The 17,049-nt window shown below is 64.4% G+C and carries 16 protein-coding genes; 5 read left to right on the top strand and 11 right to left on the bottom strand.

The window, feature by feature from the left end; all coding sequences use genetic code 11:
- Positions 1–178: 178 nt before the first annotated feature.
- Positions 179–565 carry a YunG family protein gene (locus tag ACQCSU_RS11615; protein WP_426975411.1) on the top strand — a complete coding sequence of 129 codons (387 nt, stop codon included), beginning with the start codon at positions 179–181 and terminating at the stop codon, positions 563–565.
- A gap of 690 nt (positions 566–1,255) precedes the next feature.
- On the opposite strand, the gene ACQCSU_RS11610 is transcribed toward ACQCSU_RS11615, so the two are convergent.
- Positions 1,256–1,771, bottom strand: coding sequence for a MarR family winged helix-turn-helix transcriptional regulator (locus ACQCSU_RS11610; protein WP_426975410.1), 516 nt, complete (start codon positions 1,769–1,771; stop codon positions 1,256–1,258).
- A gap of 125 nt (positions 1,772–1,896) precedes the next feature.
- Here ACQCSU_RS11610 and ACQCSU_RS11605 point away from each other — a divergent pair, with 125 nt between their 5' ends.
- Complete coding sequence (locus ACQCSU_RS11605) at positions 1,897–2,682, top strand: SDR family NAD(P)-dependent oxidoreductase (RefSeq protein ID WP_426975409.1); 786 nt, start codon at positions 1,897–1,899, stop codon at positions 2,680–2,682.
- A gap of 50 nt (positions 2,683–2,732) precedes the next feature.
- On the opposite strand, the gene ACQCSU_RS11600 is transcribed toward ACQCSU_RS11605, so the two are convergent.
- The 5 genes from ACQCSU_RS11600 to ACQCSU_RS11580 all read right to left on the bottom strand — a co-directional run bounded on the left by ACQCSU_RS11600 (position 2,733) and on the right by ACQCSU_RS11580 (position 7,000).
- A complete protein-coding gene (locus ACQCSU_RS11600) occupies positions 2,733–3,926 on the bottom strand; it encodes an IS30 family transposase (protein ID WP_426975408.1) in 1,194 nt (397 codons plus the stop codon).
- Between the two features lie 94 nt (positions 3,927–4,020).
- Positions 4,021–4,581 (bottom strand): hypothetical protein, encoded by a 561-nt coding sequence (locus ACQCSU_RS11595; protein ID WP_426975407.1) that lies wholly within the window; start codon positions 4,579–4,581, stop codon positions 4,021–4,023.
- Between the two features lie 326 nt (positions 4,582–4,907).
- Complete coding sequence (locus ACQCSU_RS11590) at positions 4,908–5,096, bottom strand: hypothetical protein (protein WP_426975406.1); 189 nt, start codon at positions 5,094–5,096, stop codon at positions 4,908–4,910.
- Positions 5,097–5,131: 35 nt separating this feature from the next.
- Complete coding sequence (locus tag ACQCSU_RS11585) at positions 5,132–5,998, bottom strand: helix-turn-helix transcriptional regulator (protein WP_426975405.1); 867 nt, start codon at positions 5,996–5,998, stop codon at positions 5,132–5,134.
- Positions 5,999–6,091: 93 nt separating this feature from the next.
- Entirely contained in the window at positions 6,092–7,000 is a 909-nt protein-coding gene (locus ACQCSU_RS11580; RefSeq protein ID WP_426975404.1) for an alpha/beta hydrolase, read from the bottom strand.
- Positions 7,001–7,402: 402 nt separating this feature from the next.
- On the opposite strand from ACQCSU_RS11580, the gene ACQCSU_RS11575 reads away from it, so the two are divergent.
- The 3 genes from ACQCSU_RS11575 (at position 7,403) to ACQCSU_RS11565 (ending at position 9,681) form a co-directional block, all read left to right on the top strand.
- On the top strand, positions 7,403–7,975 hold the full coding sequence (locus tag ACQCSU_RS11575) for a recombinase family protein (RefSeq protein ID WP_426975403.1): 573 nt from the start codon (positions 7,403–7,405) through the stop codon (positions 7,973–7,975).
- A gap of 276 nt (positions 7,976–8,251) precedes the next feature.
- A complete protein-coding gene (locus ACQCSU_RS11570) occupies positions 8,252–8,851 on the top strand; it encodes a carbohydrate ABC transporter permease (protein ID WP_426975402.1) in 600 nt (199 codons plus the stop codon).
- Positions 8,845–9,681: a carbohydrate ABC transporter permease gene (locus ACQCSU_RS11565; RefSeq protein ID WP_426975401.1), complete on the top strand. Its 837-nt coding sequence runs from the start codon at positions 8,845–8,847 to the stop codon at positions 9,679–9,681. The genes ACQCSU_RS11570 and ACQCSU_RS11565 overlap by 7 nt, the downstream gene beginning before the upstream one ends.
- A gap of 133 nt (positions 9,682–9,814) precedes the next feature.
- On the opposite strand, the gene ACQCSU_RS11560 is transcribed toward ACQCSU_RS11565, so the two are convergent.
- The 5 genes from ACQCSU_RS11560 to ACQCSU_RS11540 form a co-directional block, all read right to left on the bottom strand.
- Positions 9,815–11,569: a biotin carboxylase N-terminal domain-containing protein gene (locus ACQCSU_RS11560; protein WP_426975400.1), complete on the bottom strand. Its 1,755-nt coding sequence runs from the start codon at positions 11,567–11,569 to the stop codon at positions 9,815–9,817.
- Positions 11,569–13,242: a 5-oxoprolinase/urea amidolyase family protein gene (locus tag ACQCSU_RS11555; RefSeq protein ID WP_426975398.1), complete on the bottom strand. Its 1,674-nt coding sequence runs from the start codon at positions 13,240–13,242 to the stop codon at positions 11,569–11,571. The genes ACQCSU_RS11560 and ACQCSU_RS11555 overlap by 1 nt, the downstream gene beginning before the upstream one ends.
- 46 nt (positions 13,243–13,288) lie before the next feature.
- Positions 13,289–14,626 (bottom strand): MFS transporter, encoded by a 1,338-nt coding sequence (locus ACQCSU_RS11550; protein WP_426975396.1) that lies wholly within the window; start codon positions 14,624–14,626, stop codon positions 13,289–13,291.
- Between the two features lie 113 nt (positions 14,627–14,739).
- Positions 14,740–15,498 carry a LamB/YcsF family protein gene (locus ACQCSU_RS11545; RefSeq protein WP_426975395.1) on the bottom strand — a complete coding sequence of 253 codons (759 nt, stop codon included), beginning with the start codon at positions 15,496–15,498 and terminating at the stop codon, positions 14,740–14,742.
- Positions 15,499–15,908: 410 nt separating this feature from the next.
- The gene (locus ACQCSU_RS11540; protein WP_426975394.1) at positions 15,909–16,976 is read right to left on the bottom strand and encodes a LacI family DNA-binding transcriptional regulator; all 1,068 of its coding nucleotides are present in this window, start codon (positions 16,974–16,976) and stop codon (positions 15,909–15,911) included.
- Between the last annotated feature and the right edge of the window lie 73 nt (positions 16,977–17,049).

Below are 17,049 nucleotides of genomic sequence, written 5' to 3'. Positions count from 1 at the left end.
AACAGAAGACTGTTGTGCAATGAGCAAGCAGCACGGGCGACGCTTTGGGGACTGTCCGATTGACGGTCCTTTGTGGATTTCATCGTTTCGTGGCGGCATTCTGTGATCGCTCGATGTCGCACCAGCGCCAGTTAGCCGATCCGTCACTGTTCAGTAGGTCCCTTGCTACGCTGTCGCCATGACCCACACGTTGCTCGAGCTCGAACGCGCATTCCGTCTGTCTTGGAGTGCGGATACGACCTGTCTCGACGCCAAGAGCCTCACGAAGTGGCACCCCGGCAATGCGGCACATGGCCAGTGCGGACCTACAGCTCTCATCGTTCAAGACCTGCTCGGCGGTGATCTGCTCATCGCAGACGTCAGCGGCGGCAACGAGGAGGACGAAGTCCATTACTGGAACCGGTTCCCCTGTGGCCTCGAGATCGACCTCACCCGAGAGCAATTCAAAAGTCACCGCATCATCGGGGAGCCCCGCGTCGTCGTCCGACCGCCGGGAGGGCCCCGAGCGTACGTCAGCGAGTACCAGCTGCTTCGCACGAGGGTGCTGTCCGCGCTCAACCTCTGATCAATCCGCTGAAGGAACGCCCGTTGAAGGATCCTTTACCGGGCGCCCAGCACCGTCGCATGCCCCGTTCTCAAATGCATTCAAGAGTTGTAGCCTCGGCAGATGAGCGAGGGCGGGAAGGGTCCCAAAAGACTGCAGCCGAGGATGACGCGCGGCGCCTTTCGATGGCAGTTCGTCATATGGTCGATATGGACAATTCTGCAGCTCGTGTCAGTAATCACGCACCTTGCGTCGGCAACCGTCTGGGATCCAAAGGACTATTGGGCCCTCATAGCTTTGATATTTGGTGTGGCAGCCCTGGTGTACCTCTTGTATGTTCGCCACCACGATGGCAGGTTCTGGGAGGAAGAAGAGGCCGCGAGAGCTGATTGGGACCGGCGTGGGCGTGCCCTGTAATGAGATGTCGCTGTCGCATTCAGGGTTTTGATGGGAACCTGGGGCTGCACCAGGCTGATTCAGATCACTCTTCGTCCTGATGATCGCCTGAGTTACGGTGCAAGAGAAGATCACCTACGGCTTCGAGAACGCCCTGAACTACAGCCGCGACAACTTCCACGAGGACGGACATGCGACCACAATACGTCTTCTCGCACGGCATGCTGGGTGTAGCACTGTCCGAAAGTTGATCCGTTACCGGACACCCGCGTGGTTCCCGAGCTGCTAGCTCAATCCTGCCAGGACTGCAGGTGCTTAGTCCGATGCTGCGGGAGGGCGGATACTTCGCGGTGGTCGCCATCCCTCTTGTGTCCTGATTGCCTGTTGAATGCGCAAGGTGATGTCACGCAACTGGCGTCTTTGAGCAGTTGTTAGCGGGTCGAGGACCAACCTTCTGACGGTGTCGACATGACCCGGTGTTGCCTCATTGATCACCTCGAGGCCGGCGTCGGTCAGAGTTGCTCGGGTGGATCTACCGTCCTTGGGGTCTTGGGATCGCTGAACCCAGCCTCGGCTTTGCAGCCGTGATACGGCGCGAGACAGTCGTGAGAGCGAGCTATTGGCAAAGCCGGCCAGATCACTCATGCGAAGTGTCCGATCAGGTGCGCCAGCCAATGCGAACAGGATGCCGTACTCGAAGTGTGTGAGGTCAAAATCGTGCACCAACGGCGCATCAAGCGCAGGCGGCAACCACTCCAGAACCGTAGCCAGTCCTGCCCATGTCTCAAGGTCCTCTCCAGCGAGAACTACCGGAGGGTGAGTATCAGTCATACGACCAGAGTACGAGATTCAGACGGGCTCTTAGGCCGCCCGCTTATTTAGTTGACTGAGCAACAATAAAACCGTAGCATTTTGTTTCCCAAGCAAGTAAAAGATGAGGTCCCAAGATAATGGAAATGCAGTTAGCGACCAAACGAGCCTTCATTAGCGGCTCCACCCAGGGAATTGGCTACTCGATTGCGAAGGCGCTTCTCCGAGAGGGAGTGTCTGTCGTCATCAACGGGCGCGTTGAGGGCCGGGTCGAGAGTGCAGTGCGGAAACTGAGGTCAGAGGTACCCGGCGCAACCGTCTCAGGCCTTGCTGCCGACTTCCGCGACCCCGCCGAGGTACAGCATCTGCTGAGTTCACTCAAGGGCATCGACATCCTGGTGAACAATGTCGGACTCTTCGAAGTGAAACCCTTCGGGGAAATCTCGGATGATGACTGGGGGCGCTACTTCGACGTCAACGTCATGAGTGGTGTGCGGCTCTCGCGCGCAATACTTCCCAAAATGATTGACGCCGGATGGGGTCGGATCATTTTCATCGGCAGCGAATCGGGAGTAAACATCCCTGCCGACATGACGCACTACGGCGTGACCAAAGCCGGACAGCTCGCCTTGAGCAACGGACTTGCCAAACTCACCCGCGGTACGGGCGTTACGGTAAACACGATCCTTGGCGGACCCACCTATTCAGACGGTGTCGCCGAAACAATCGAGCACATCGCCAAGACACAGCAGCTCGCAACAAGTGAGCTCAAAGCGGTCATCATCGGTGGAAATCAGACCTCGCTCCTTGAACGGTTCATAGACCCTGAAGAAATCGCGAACCTGGCAGTCTTCCTCGCAAGTCCACTGTCATCCGCAACAAACGGGGCTGCCGTGCGTGCCGATGGAGGCGTGCTCACTTCGATGCTCTGATCAGCACAATCACACAACGACGAGTCGGTGCCTCCATAGGATCGGCGAATTCAGGCGGTCGTTGCAACGGCGGGTTTTTCTGGTTCAAATATTAGCCGTTCCATGGCCTGGGCGGGGGTGATGCCGCCCAAGGACTTGCGGGGCCGGGCGTTTAGTTCGGCGGCAACTTCGAGCAGCCGCTCGGGTGAGTGCGCGGACAGGTCGGTGCCCTTGGGGAAGTACTGGCGCAAGAGCCCATTGGTGTTCTCGTTGGTTCCGCGCTGCCAGGGTGAGTGCGGGTCGCAGAAGTAGATGTCCATCCTGGTCGCCGCGGTGATCTGGCGGTGCTGGGCCAGCTCGGTGCCCTGATCCCAGGTCAGCGACTTACGCAGGTGCTCCGGCAGGGTCTTGATCGCCGCCAGCAGGCCGTCACGGACAGCTATGGCGCCGTGGTCATCGGGCAGGTGGACCAGCATCGCAAACCGGGTCTGGCGCTCCACCAAGGTGGCGATGGCCGAGCGGCAGTTCGACCCCAGCACCAAATCCCCTTCCCAGTGCCCGGGCACGGCGCGGTCGGCGACCTCGGCGGGTCGTTCGCTGATCAAGATCATGTCCGGGATCTTCCCCGCCCGCTTGCCGGTGGAGCGTCTTGGCCGCCTCACGGCGCGGCCCGTGCGCAAGTGTTGGTGCAGGTCAGCGCGCAGGTGACCACGGCCCTGCACATACAGCGCCTGGTAGATCGTCTCGGGACACACCCGCATCTCCGCCCGGTCCGGGAACGTCATGGCAAGGTCATCACTGATCTGCTCAGGGCTCCACTTCACGCACAACTTGGCCTGTACCAAGGATGCCAGTTCCAGGTCATCGAACTTGCTGGCCTTGGGCCGGCGTCCGCGCAGCTCGGCTCGTTTCTGCGCCGCATACGGCGCATACTTCCCCCGGCCCCGCGCGCCCGTCTCGGGTCCGTTACGGCGCAGCTCACGGCTGACCGTCGAGGCCGACCGCTTGAGCTGCGCTGCGATCGCCCGCACACTGGTCCCGGCCAGGTGCAGATCCGCTATCTGCAGCCGGTCCTCCATGCACAGGTATCGGCCCGAAGGTTCGGGTTTCTTCCGCGGGATCCGCCCGCCGGTCGCCTGGCGCCAACGCCGCCCCGTTCGTCGATCCACTCCCACAGCCTCGCACGCCGCGATCAACGTCGAACCCTGGGCCATCAGCACCCAGAACCGGGCCTCCTTATCGATCCGTTCCTTCTTCGACAACATGCGCAACACCTCACAATAAAAGGGGTGTTGCAACGACCGATTGAACTCGCCATCCTTTACCGGGCACTCTGGACATGAATCCGGGAAGTAGGGGCTAAATATCGCGACGGCGAGGTATTTTTGCTGAAAGGCGGTCCCGAGCTCCCTTCATCATGCTCGCGAGGCCGGGCTCGTATCCGGAGTAGTCGGCAAAACGCAGTACGGCGTATGAAGTTAGAGATCCCGCCAGCTCCGTGATGCTCGTTATGGCGGACGGGTCGGGCATCTGGGATGTATGGAATTGCCCCGGTAGAAATTCCTCCCTGGGGATCACGATTTGTAACTCGTGTGACGGCCAACGCTTGCCGTGCGCAGATCCGGCCGAAGCGCGCCATAACCGCTCGACCGAGTCCGCATCATGTGCTGCCGCTTCTCGTGAACCTTTAGCCGCAACAACAGCCCCTGCTTGCTTCACCAGCTCCATGTACCCCGGGAACCGATTCACATCGTCCTCAGTAAAGGTGGGTCCAACTCGTTCGATGAGGGTTTTGCGGCGCTCCGCCAGTAGCTGTTTGCGCTCGTTGCCGGTAGCCGCTTTTCGCTGTTCCTCAAAGTCGTGCACCACCAGGCACAAGTGGCGCCGAGTGCATTCCTGCGCCGTGTGTGCATCAAGCACCCAGACAGCGTGGGCAGACGACTCAATCGCTGCCCTCGACAACGTCTGAGCCGGACGGAATGAGTGCTGTATCTCCAATTCTGGGTGGAATTTCAGAGGTGCGACCTGATCGCCCCAAAACTCCAAGTGCTCGAGTGCGGCAGAGAGAAAACTTCGACACCAGTCCGAGCCTCGCTCGTGCGAGTAAGCAGCATTGACCTGAGCGAGAGGAGAGCCCGGCAGTGGTTCACCGACCTGCCCCAAAACGTCCGCCATCATCCGAGCGGAATGAGCGACGGCGGCCCACCTCTCCAAAACACTCCTCGGTAGCTCGACGCGTTCACCCTTCATCGTGCGGCGTTCGGCGGAACGTTCGCTAGAACGTCAGCTGCCTGGCCCTCATCAAGCACCCAACGCTGACCATGCGGGTGGTCCGGGTACTTTTCGCGGAGGTAGGATCGCACGACGCGACCCGGTCGAGTTTCCTCGGTGTAGCCCAGCTTGTAGGCGAGTTCAGCGGGTGAATAGGTGCTCATGCCATGAGTCTAAGGTTCGGTAGAAGCTGCGCTTGTTAGCTCGCGTGTTTGGGCGCAGTGGGGCTTTTAATCCACGAGGAGAGGATGCGGAATTTCTCGTGAGTCGCCGATCCGGGTTCCGCTGACCAGATGATCAGCGTCTGATCGGGAAAACCGACCCGCTGAAATGCGTCCCAGTCGATGGTGAATTCGCCGTGTTCCGGGTGATGAATGGTTTTGGTCCCAAACTCCTGCCGGGCGACATTGCGGGCTGCCCACCACCTGCGGAATTGCGGGCTGGACAGTGAGAGTTCGCCAACGATGGCCGCAAGCCTGGTATCGGTGGGGTTGTCAACCGCCTGCATCCGCAGGAGGGCCACGTTCGTGCGGGCCATGGATTCCCAGTCCTCGTAGTAGTCCTTCATCCGCGGATCTGTGAAGGTCATGCGGATGAAGTTGCGTTCGTGCGGTGGCAGCTTGTCGATGTCCAGGAGCACTGCGGCGGCCAGTGGGTTCCAGGCGAGGATGTCGAAGTATTTTCCGACGACGAACGCTGGACTGTCGGTTAACTGATCCAGGAGCCGCTGGACTTGAGGGCGGACCGGGTTGGTGCGGCGTTGGACCGGCGCCTCACGGTCGGCTTGCCGTGCCAGGCCCTGAACGTATTCCCGCTGGTCTGGGGCGAGGCGCAGCGTGTTGGCGAGGGCTTCAAGCACTGGCTCAGAGGGCGCGAGCCGACCCTGTTCGATGCGGGTGTAGTAGTCGTGGCTGATCGCGGTCTGGGCCGCGACTTCTTCGCGCCGTAGGCCGGACACTCGACGGGTACCAGGATCGCCGGGGTCAAGGCCGAGGTCGGCGGGGTTCAGTTCGCTGCGACGCGCTTTCAGGAACTGTCCCAGCTCTTCCAGGTGCGGGTTTTTCACGCTCACGTCTTCCGCTGTCGGTGGGTGTTGTGCCCGGAACTCGAATCGTCCCGGGCACAACACCGGTTGAGGATCAGGCTTGCACCAAAGGTGTCAGGCGGCAACTTCCTGCACGAGATGCGTGCGGAAGAAGCGGGCCACGTTCGCGACGGCGTTGTCCATCTGTGTCGGGGTGTCGTAGTAGTCGTAGTGGTTTCCGTCGGACCATACGAGTTCCTTTTCTCCCTGCACGGCCTGGTGGAGGGCTTTGGCGTTCTCGGGCAGAGCGGACTCGTCGGAGTGGACAACGATCGTGGGGGTCGTGACTTTTGAAGCTTCGCTCAGTGCGTCGAAGGAGAGCCAGTTCTCCCATGAGGCGACGTCGAGCTTGTTCGTGTACTCGGGAACGGCGCCGCGGGCCGTGTTGTCGTAGTAGTCGAAGACGCCCTCATAGGGAAGGTAGTTTGCCGCCTCCGGGTCCGTCTCGCTGTAGACCGTGATGAGGGTCTGCTCGCCGGTCTCCGCGTACTTCTTCTTGGCCGCAGCTGCCTGCTCCCGACGGGTGGCCATGCCATCTTCGCCGTAGGTGGCAGTGAAGACTGCCTCGTTGACGAGGAATCCGGCGATGGTTGCCAGGCCCTTGACCCGGTCGTCCTTTGCCGCGAGGTAGACCGCGTTACTGGCCGAAGTGCAGACCCCAACCATGCCCACAACATCCACGTAGGGCAGCCCGGTGAGGTACGTGACGGCGGCCTGAAGGTCATCCAGCTTCTCGGCGGGTGATTCCAGCTGCCGGGGTTCTCCCGCGCTCTGGCCATAGTGCGCGTAGTCGAAGCTGAGGGCCACGAAGCCCTGCTCCGCGAACTTCTGCGCGTAGGTCCCCGCCATCATCTCCTTGACCGAGCTGAACGAACCCTGAACAACCACGGCCTGATAGTGACCGTTCTCGTCGAAGTTCTCAGGGGTGTAGAGGTCGCCCGCGAGAGTCAAGCCGTCGCGGTCGAAATTGATGGTGTGCTTCAACGTATGTTCCTTCGTCGATGTTGTTTCCGCGATGCCCGGTGCATCGCCGGCAAAAACTAGCAAGACGCCAGGCCGGCGCCTCTGTCTCTGAGTGTGCGGCTCGTGGCCACATAGCAAGACTCCCCCGACACCTAGAGGCCCACAATGGGAAAGAATTTTCCTAGGCAAGACAACCCCCTGGCCGGCGACCAGACGACCGTTCCAAGAACCGGTATGCCAAACCATGAAAACGGCACGGCCTTTCACTGAATCAGCCCGCCCGTAAGCCGGTCGTCCACCGGACGTCCCGGCCCTGCCCCTAGGCCTTCTTCACATCCGCGTGTTTCCGCCCTTGCCGGATTCCCGTATACCCTGCCCGAATTAATGCCCGGTGAAGGTGCCTTATACGCTACAGTCCGAAGCATGCTCATCGGCTACGCCCGCTGCTCGACCAGCACCCAAGACCTCACCGCCCAGCACCATGCCCTCCACGCCCTCGGCGTCGACGCCGAAATGGTCCACGTCGACCACGGATTCACCGGCACCAAACGCGACCGACCCGGGCTAGAAAAGGCCCTCGCCGCGTGCCGCAGCGGCGACACCTTCGTCGTGACCAAACTTGACCGGCTCGCACGGTCCCTGCCGGACGCGAGGGATATCGCCGACGAGCTGACACGCAAGGGCGTGACCCTCAACATCGGCGGCAGCATCTACAACCCCCATGACCCGGTTGGAAAGCTGCTGTTCAACGTCCTGGGCATGGTCGCCGAATTCGAATCCGACCTCATCCGCGCCCGGACCCGCGAAGGCATGGCGGTGGCGAAGTCTAAAGGCAAGCTTCGAGGTCGACAGCCCAAACTCTCCAAAAAGCAGGAAACACACCTCGTGAGCCTCCACCGGGACGGCACACACACCACAACGGAGATCGCCGAACTCTTCGGCGTCGCCCGCTCCACCGTCTACCGGGCCATCCAGCGCGCCGCGCCGGCCACATGACGTTCTCCCGCCAGCGAGCCGGCGCATCGTGAACATCGGTTCGGCACGGCATCGGCGCTCAATTTCGCGCCGCTACTACCAAGTCCTGCACCGGCACCCTCCTTCAAGGCCTCCCGAGACGCTGACAGCCGGGACCCCGGACAACGCCTAGGCGAGCCTCGGTACCCTGACGTTTCGTGCAGGCGACTCCCGACCAAAGTGACGCTTTGTGCAGGGGACTTCGGACACCAGATGTCCATACCCGACTGCACAACTCCCGTACTTTCGGGGCAGCTTGTGCAGACGACTTCGGAAAATGACATTCGGGCCGTCTATTTTGTCCCTTCCGCGATATCGCTCACCGTCGCGGGCCTGCTGTTCTACTTCATCTACGAGCCGCGAATGGGCATCCTGAATGCTGCCCTTGAGTTCCTGGGACTTGGCAACTTCACCCAGGCCTGGCTCGGCCAGGAGAACACCGCGATCTTCGGCATCATCGCCATGAGCCAATGGCAGGGTTTTGGCTACTGCACCTTGCTGTTTGCCGTCGCGCTGCAACGGGTTCCCACGGAACTGTATGAGGCAGCCTCGATTGACGGCGTCGGTCCGTTCCGGCGTTTCTTTTCCATTTCCCTGCCGCTGGTGCGGGAAATGAGCAGCCTCATGATGATCGTCACGGTGTCAGGGGCCTTCCAGGTGTTCAACGAAGTCATGGTGATGACGACCGGTGGTCCGAACAACTCCAGTCAGGTCCTGGGCACGTGGCTCTACCGAAGCGGGTTTGTCCGCAACGACTTCGGCTACGCGGCTGCCATTGCCACCGCGGTATTCATCATCACGCTGGTGCTCGCGGTACTTCAGCTCCGGATATCCAGGCGTAGGAGGGTCGAATGGTAACGCGCACGTCTGTACTCATGGTTCTTGGCCGGGTCTTTGTCCGGGCATTCCTATTGGCTCTCGCCGTCGTGGTCATTTATCCGTTGCTGTGGATGCTGCTAAACGGCGTGAAGTCCAATGCAGAACTGTTCTCTAACCCGTTCGCTCTCCCCGTCGCCTGGCGCTGGGAAAACTATGTGACGGCGTGGAATCGGGGAGTGGGAGACTATCTCACGACGAGCGTTCTGGTCACTGTAGCGTCCACTATTGCCACGGTGTTCATCAGCGCCTGGGCGGCCTACGGATTGACGAAGGTCCGCATCCCCTTTAGCCGCACCGTACTGATCCTTATCCTGGGCGGACTGATGCTGGCGCCCACGGTGGCCCTCATTCCACTGGTGAAGATGTTCCAGGCGATGGGCCTCTACAACAGCTTCTGGGCGCTGCTGATCCTGTACACGGCCTTCCGTGTTCCGTTTACCACTTTCCTGATCCGGGCATACATGATGGACCTGCCCGCTGAAGTGGATGAGGCCGCCGCGGTGGACGGAGCATCAAAGTCGCGGGCGTTCTGGCAGGTCATCCTCCCCATGTGTCGGCCGATCATCGTTTCCACGGTCCTGCTGAACATACTCTTCACCTGGAACGAGTACCTTTTCGCGATGATCTTCACGAGTGGCGGAGCACTGCAGACCCTGCCGGTGGGCCTCACCAATCTCATGTCCAAACACGGCACGGACTATCCTGTGGTCTTCGCGGGCATGGTGATAGCTGCCCTTCCGGTCATCGTCCTCTTCTTCGCTGGCCAGCGGTACTTCATCCGGGGCCTGGCCGACGGCGTAGGGAAGTAGCCGCGCGTACCATCAAGGCCGGTTGGCGGCGGGCTGCAGTTTGGTCATCCTGTCAGCGTGCCCTTCGGGGAGCGCGCAAGGCAATGGGGCCGCTTCCGCCCAGCGGAAACGGCCCATTTGACCCACGAGAAAGCTACCCGATCAGGGCCAGCACCGCTCCCGCCGCGACCACGCCGCCGGCCTCGGCACGTACGTCCGTGACGGTCCCGCCGCGGTGCGCGGAGACCTGGGTTTCCATCTTCATCGCCTCGAGAACAACCACGGGATCGCCCGCCGACACCTCGGCGCCGGGCTCGACCAGCCATTTCACCACGGTGCCGGCCATGTCGGCGCGCAGCTCCGCCGGGTCAGCCGCGGCAGCACCGCCGTCGGACGCTGAATCCAGCGAAACCCCAGGAGGAACAGCCCCGCCGGAGCGGGCACAGCCGTCCAGCAGGTCCGCGGGCACGCCGACAGCTATCCGGCGGCCGTCCACCTCGACGGTGATGGTGCGGCGTTCGCCGTCGGGCGCGGCGGTGCTGTAGTCCGGGTCGGCCGGGATCCGGTCCGCGAAGTCGGTTTCTATCCAGCGGGTGTGGATGCCCAGGCTCTTCTCGGAGGTGAAGTCCGGCGACTCCAGCACCGCCCGGTGGAACGGCAGGACGGTGGCCACGCCGGTGATGCTCATCTCCGCGAGGGCGCGGCGGGCGCGGCGCAGCGCCTGCTGGCGGTCGGCGCCGGTGACAATCAGCTTCGCCAGCAGGGAGTCGAACTGCGGCGGGACGAAGGAGCCCGAACGGACCCCGGTGTCCAGCCGGATGCCGGGGCCGGTGGGGCCGGCGAACTCGCCGATGGTGCCGGGCGAGGGCAGGAAGCCGCGCCCCACGTCCTCGGCGTTGAGCCGGAATTCGAAGGCGTGGCCGCGCGGCGCGGGGTCTTCGGCGAAGCGCAGCGGCTCCCCCGCGGCAATCCGGAACTGCTCCTGCACGAGGTCGATCCCGGTGGTCTCCTCGGTGATCGGGTGCTCCACCTGCAGCCGGGTGTTGACCTCGAGGAACGCCACGGTGCCGTCGGCCGCGACGAGGAATTCCACCGTGCCGGCGCCGGAGTAGCCGGCTTCCCGGCAGACGGCCTTTGCGGCGTCGTAGATCAGTTTTGTCTGCTCCTCGCTGAGGAACGGCGCGGGAGCCTCCTCGAGGAGCTTCTGGTGCCGGCGCTGGAGAGAGCAGTCGCGGGTTCCGACGACGACTACGTTGCCGTGCGCGTCGGCCAGGACCTGCGCCTCGACGTGGCGCGGACGGTCCAGGTAGCGCTCCACGAAGCACTCGCCGCGGCCGAAGGCGGCGACGGCCTCGCGGACGGCGGAGTCGAAGGCTTCCTCCACCTCATCCAGGGCGCGGACCACCTTCATGCCGCGCCCGCCGCCGCCGAAGGCTGCCTTGATGGCGATGGGGAGGCCGTGCTGTTCGGCGAAAGCGCGGGCCTCCTCAGCGGAATCCACGGGGCCGTCGCTGCCGGCCACGAGCGGGGCTCCGGCGCGGACGGCGGCCTCGCGGGCGGTGATCTTGTTGCCGAGCAGCCGGATGGCGTCCGGGGTGGGGCCGATCCAGGTCAGGCCGGCGTCCAGGACGGCCTGGGCGAACTCGGCGTTTTCGGAGAGGAATCCGTAGCCGGGGTGCACGGCGTCAGCGCCGGATTCGGCCGCGACGCCGAGCAGCCTGCGGATGTTCAGGTAGGTGTCCGCGGGCGAATTGCCGCCCAGTGCGTAGGCCTCGTCCGCGGCGGAGACGTGCAGGGCGTCGGCGTCGATGTCCGCGTAGACGGCGACGGAGGCCAGCTGCGCGTCGTCGCAGGCCCGGGCGATCCGGACGGCGATTTCGCCGCGGTTGGCGATCAGGACCTTGCGCATCAGTTGCTCGCTTTTCGTTCGGGGGTGATGTGTTCGGTGGTGGCGGGTGCAGTGGTTTCGGCAGGGGCCCAGCGGAAGCGGATCTTGCCGCCGATCGGCACCTGGGCGGCGAGGTCCAGCTGGGTATCGACCACGACGGCGATCACCGGGTAGCCGCCGGTGATCGGGTGGTCGGCCAGGAAGAGCACAGGCAGCCCTTCGGGCGGGATCTGGAGGGCACCGGCGACGGTGCCCTCGCTGGGCAGTTCGCCCGTGCGGCTGCGCTGCAGCGGGGTACCGTCCAGGCGCATGCCCACCCGGTTGGACTGCGGCTTCACATCCCAGTCCTGGCCTGTGAAGGACGCCAGGGCCTCGGCGTCGAACCAGTCGGCGCGCGGGCCGGGGACGACGTCGAGCACGGTCACCCCGGTGCCCGGGAAGTCCGGCTGCAGTTCGGGGTCTCCGACGACGCCGGACTCGGCTTCCCCGCCGGAGGCGAAGAGCTGGCCGGCGGCCAGCGGTGCGGGGCCGAGTCCGGACATCGTGTCGGTGGAGCGGCTGCCCAGCACCGGCATGGCGTCCACGCCGCCGCGGACGGCCAAGTAGCTGCGGAAGCCGCTCTCCGGCTCACCGATGCTCAGGGTTTCGCCGTCGAGCAGGGCAAAGGGGGTGGCCATCGGCACTGTGCGGCGGACCGGCTCTGAGTCCACGTCCGACGGCGATTCGATGCTCAGTTCCGACGGCGCCCCGGCGACCGCGAGAACCTGGTCCCTGACGGCCTGGACCCTGAGCCCGCCGGCGACGGTCTCGATGGCGGCCGCCGACGGCGCGTTCCCCACGAGGCGGTTGGCCCGGCGCAGCGACGCCCGGTCCAGCGCCCCGGCAGCCGAGACGCCCAGGGCCGAGTGGCCGTGCCGGCCAAGGTCCTGGATCAGGCTCTGCATGCCCGGCGAGACAATCCGGAGACCGGACGCAACGTCGTGCGACTCCGAGGGCACCGCGGCGGGTTCCTCCGCCAGCGTCACGGAATCCCGGACGGCGCGGAACTGCACGCGGTGCCCCGGGCTGGCCAGTGCGGGCTGCTCGCGGTCCAGGTCCCACATTTTCGCGCCGGTGTGGCCGATCAGCTGCCAGCCGCCGGGGGAACTGCGCGGATATACGGCCGAGTAGTTGCCGGCCAGCGCCACCGCACCCGCGGGGACGGCGGTGCGCGGCGAGGCCCGGCGGGGGACCTCTAGCGCCTGGTTCTCCCCCACCATGTAGCCGAAGCCGGGGGCGAAGCCGGCGAAGGCCACGGTCCAGATCTGGCCGGAGTGTGCGGCGATCACGCCCTCCGTTCCGAGGCCGGTCAGCTTCCCCACTTCGGCGAGGTCCTCGCCGTCGTACACGGTGTCGATGACCACCAGCTCGCCGTCCCGCTGCACCGGCGCGGTGAGGTCCAGCTGCAGCAGGAGTGTGGCGATGCGCCGTGCCGAGGCCGGCGAGTCTGCCTTGACCAGGACCGTCTCGGCCGCGGCCAGAACGTCCTCCTGGCCCGGCAGCGGGTGCTCGAGGAGCAGCGCCTGCAGGGCAAGCACGTCCTGGGTGCCGGAGAGCTCGGCGAGCATGGCACGGGTCCCCACGGCCCGCACCGAGCCCACTTTGTGAACTTCCGCCTGCTGTCCTGCCAAGGTGTCCCCCGCTGTCTCAATCATCAGCTGCTTCCATCATTGCCGGTGCCGGTCAAAGTATCCGCGCCGCTCAGGCGCGGGCATCCTGCAGGAGCCGCTCTTCTTCCTGGGTCTGCGGATCCCGGCCGAGGGCCAGTCCGATGATCGTCACGATCGAGGCGACGGCAAGGTAGCCCGCGATCAGGTACCAGTTGCCGGAGGCAGCATAAAGTGCCGTGAAGACTAGCGGTGCGATGGCGCCGCCGATCACCCCGGCGAGCGTGTAGGCCAGTGAGCTGCCGGCGTAGCGGAGCCGCGGCGGGAACTGCTCCGTGATGTAGGCGGCCTGCGGGCCGTACATGAAGGCATGCAGTGCCAGGCCGATCACTACGCCCACTGTGAGCATGAGCACGGACTTGCCTTCGACCATGAGGAAGAACAGCGGGATGTAGACGGCGGTGCCGACGGCGGCGATGCCGTAGACGAGACGGCGGTTGATGCGGTCCGTGAGGGCGCCGGCCGCGGGAATGAGCACCAGCTGGAAGGCGGACCCGATCAGGATGGCAGCGAGCACGTTACTGGTGGTCATACCAAGTTCCCTGGTGGCGTAGACGGCCACAAAGACCGTGAACAGGGAGTACAGGACGTCCGGGCCGACACGGGAAAGGGCGGCGGCCACGAGGGCGCGCGGTTCCTTGGTGAAGACCTCCTTAATGGGGGCCTTCGGCTGCTCGCCGTGGGCCAGGATGGCCTTGAAGACCGGGGTTTCGTCAAGCTTGAGGCGGATCAGCAGGCCGAAGACCACCAGCACGGCCGACGCCAGGAAGGCCACGCGCCAGCCCCAGGACAGGAAGGCTTCGGTGCTCAGTGTCGCGGCGAGCACCGCCAGGACACCGTTGGCCATCAGGTTGCCGGCCGGCGGGCCGATCTGCGCGGCGGAGGACCAGAAGCCGCGCTTGTGGGCGTCGCCGAATTCGCTGGAGAGCAGGACGGCACCGCCCCATTCCCCGCCGACGCCGATCCCCTGGGCCAGGCGCAGCAGCACGAGGATGATGGGGGCGGCTATGCCGATGACCGCGTAGTCCGGAAGCGCGCCGATGAGCACCGTGGCGATGCCGATCAGCAAGAGGGTGGTCACGAGGACGTGCTTGCGGCCGATCTTGTCGCCGAGGCGGCCGAAGAGGATGCCGCCGATGGGGCGGGCGAGGTAGCCCACGGCGAAGGTGGAGAAGGAGAGCAGGAGCCCGACGAACTCGTCGCCGACGGGGAAGAAGATCTTGGGGAACACCAGGGCCGACGCCACGGAGTAGATCGCAAAGTCGTAGTACTCGAGCGAGGTGCCGGTGAGGCTCGCGATGTAGGCCTTGAGGGCGCCGGGCGGCAGCTTCTTTTTGGCGGCGGCCGGGGTGGCCTGGTGCGGTGTGGTCATGGTTTCCTCCAGGTGTGCGGGTGCTGCCTGTTGCTCGGATGTAGGTGCGTGTGAACCCGGTGAGCCCGGGTGGTGCCGGGCTTGCCTGGACTCGTGTTGAGACGAATCCGTGTCTACACGAACGCGGCGGTGGTGATGCCCGCGGCGGTGAGCGCTTCGCGGAGGGCGGCGGCCATCGTGACGGCCCCCGGGGAGTCGCCGTGGACGCAGATGCTTTCGGCGCGGATTTTCAGGATGGAGCCGTCGATGGTGCGGACGGCGGAATCGGAGGCCATCCGGAGCACATGCTCAGTGACCTCCGCGAGGTCGTGCAGGACGGCTCCGGGGAGCGTACGCGATACGAGCGTGCCGTCCGGGTTGTAGGCCCGGTCGGCGAACGCTTCGGTGACCGGGCGGAGTCCGGCGGCCTCGGCCAGCCGGAGCACTTCCGAGCCTGGCAGGCCCAGGATCGGCAGGTTCGGGTCAACGGACTTCACGGCGTCGACGACGGCCTTCGCCTGGGCGGTGTGCGCGACGATGGCGTTGTACAGGCCGCCGTGCGGCTTGACGTACCTGACTTTGCCGCCCTCGACGGCGGCCAGCGCCTGCAGCGCACCGATCTGGTAGACGACGTCGTCCGCCAGTTCGATCGGATCGATGTCCAGGAAGCGGCGGCCGAAACCGGCCAGGTCGCGGTAGCCGACATGGGCACCGATCATGACGCCGGCGGCAACCGCCTCGCGGCAGGTCCGGCGGATGACGCTGGGGTCGCCGGCGTGGAATCCGCAGGCCACGTTTGCACTGGACACGGAGCGGAACATCGCTGTGTCGTCGCCCAAGGTCCAGCGTCCGTAGGACTCGCCGACGTCGCTGTTAAGGTCGATGGTTGCCATTTGTGATCCTCGTCTCATGATAGCCCCCTACATAAGGATGCATCACTTTGGCAGATTGTTCAACAATCCGTCGCTTCGACGTTGAAACAATTGGGTAGATTCGGCGCTGTGACGACTTCCGGGGCAGGAGCCCGGGGTCGGGCTGAAGCCGCCCGGCTGCGCTTGCCGGTCCCCTCGGTGGCCCACCGAGTGGCGGCCGAACTTCGCCTGCAGCTGGCGGAGGGCCCCTGCTGGCGTACCTGGACCGCTCGGAAGCGAAAGCAAAGCGCCGTCCACGGGGACTGAGCTCGCTGGATGGGCAAGCTCCGCGACGCACATTCAGCCCCACGACGCGCAGAAATGAGCGACGCGGGTTGGCCTCTTGGGGGCCAACCCGGGTCGCAGCCGCCTGCGGTATCGGGCGTTACTTTTTATGGGCGACGAACCCGGATCGAGCCTCGACGGATCAGCGTCGCCGTGAATTCGGACGCCGCCGCGGACGCCTTCCTTCCTTCGATCTGCCGGATCAGTGCCGTCGCGGCGGCTACGCCCATCTCGTAGACAGGCTGCGCGATCACCGTCAGCGGAGGGGTCGTCAGGCGCGTCCAGGCAAAGTCGTCGTACATGAGGAACGAGACATCCTCCGGGATGGACAGTCCAAGCTCCTGGATGGCTTCCACGACGCTGAGGCCGATGAGCCCGTCCGAGGCGATAATCGCAGTCGCAGGGTCCGGCCGCTGCAGGAGCCCGCGTGTGATCTTCTTGATCGACTCGGCATCTCCGGCATTGAGCCGGACCAGATCGTCCGGCTGGACCAGTCCGGCTTCCTCGAAAGCGCGTTTCATTCCGTCCCGCCGGTCCGAGATCTGGGACGAGTCCAGCTGCATCCCGTCGCGGTAGGCGTCCACCGCCTTGAGGGTCGAGATGAACGCGATCCGCCGGTGCCCGGACTGGATCAGGTAGCTGGTGGACTCGTGGGATATCCCCTCCATATCGACCGCCACGGTATCCACACCCAGCCCCGGCGCCTTGCGGTCCAGCAACACCAACGGCCGGCCTGATTCGTAAACCCGGCGTAAATGTTGTGTGTCCACGGAGGACGCCGGGGCCACGATCAAGCCGTCCACGCGCTTGTCCAGGAGGACCCGGACGGCATCCACTTCCGCGGCCGTATCCTCGTCCGTGTTGATCAGGATGACGTTGAAGCCGCTCTTCTTTGCGGTGTCGGTGATGCCCCTGGTGGCCAGGCCGAAATGGGGGTTTTCAATGTCGCCGACCACCACCCCGATGGTGTTCGATTTCCCCGTGTTCATGCTGCGGGCGAGCTCGTTGGGCCGGTACTCCAGCTCCTCGGCGGCGGCCAGGACACGTTCGCGCACATCCTCGCTGACCGCGCCATAGTTGCCCAGGGCGCGGGCCGCCTGGGCCTTCGAAACCTGGGCGGCTTTGGCGACGTCGGCGACTGTGACGTCACGGCGACGGGAAGCATCACTACTCATTACGACCTTTCCTGGCGGACTCTTGACGCCCCATGTGGCTTCGATTACATTTCTATCAATCGATGTGAGTCCG

This window comes from Pseudarthrobacter sp. O4 (genome assembly GCF_050157025.1).
GTDB lineage: Bacteria > Actinomycetota > Actinomycetes > Actinomycetales > Micrococcaceae > Arthrobacter.
This window is presented reverse-complemented; position numbering and strand designations above follow the sequence as displayed.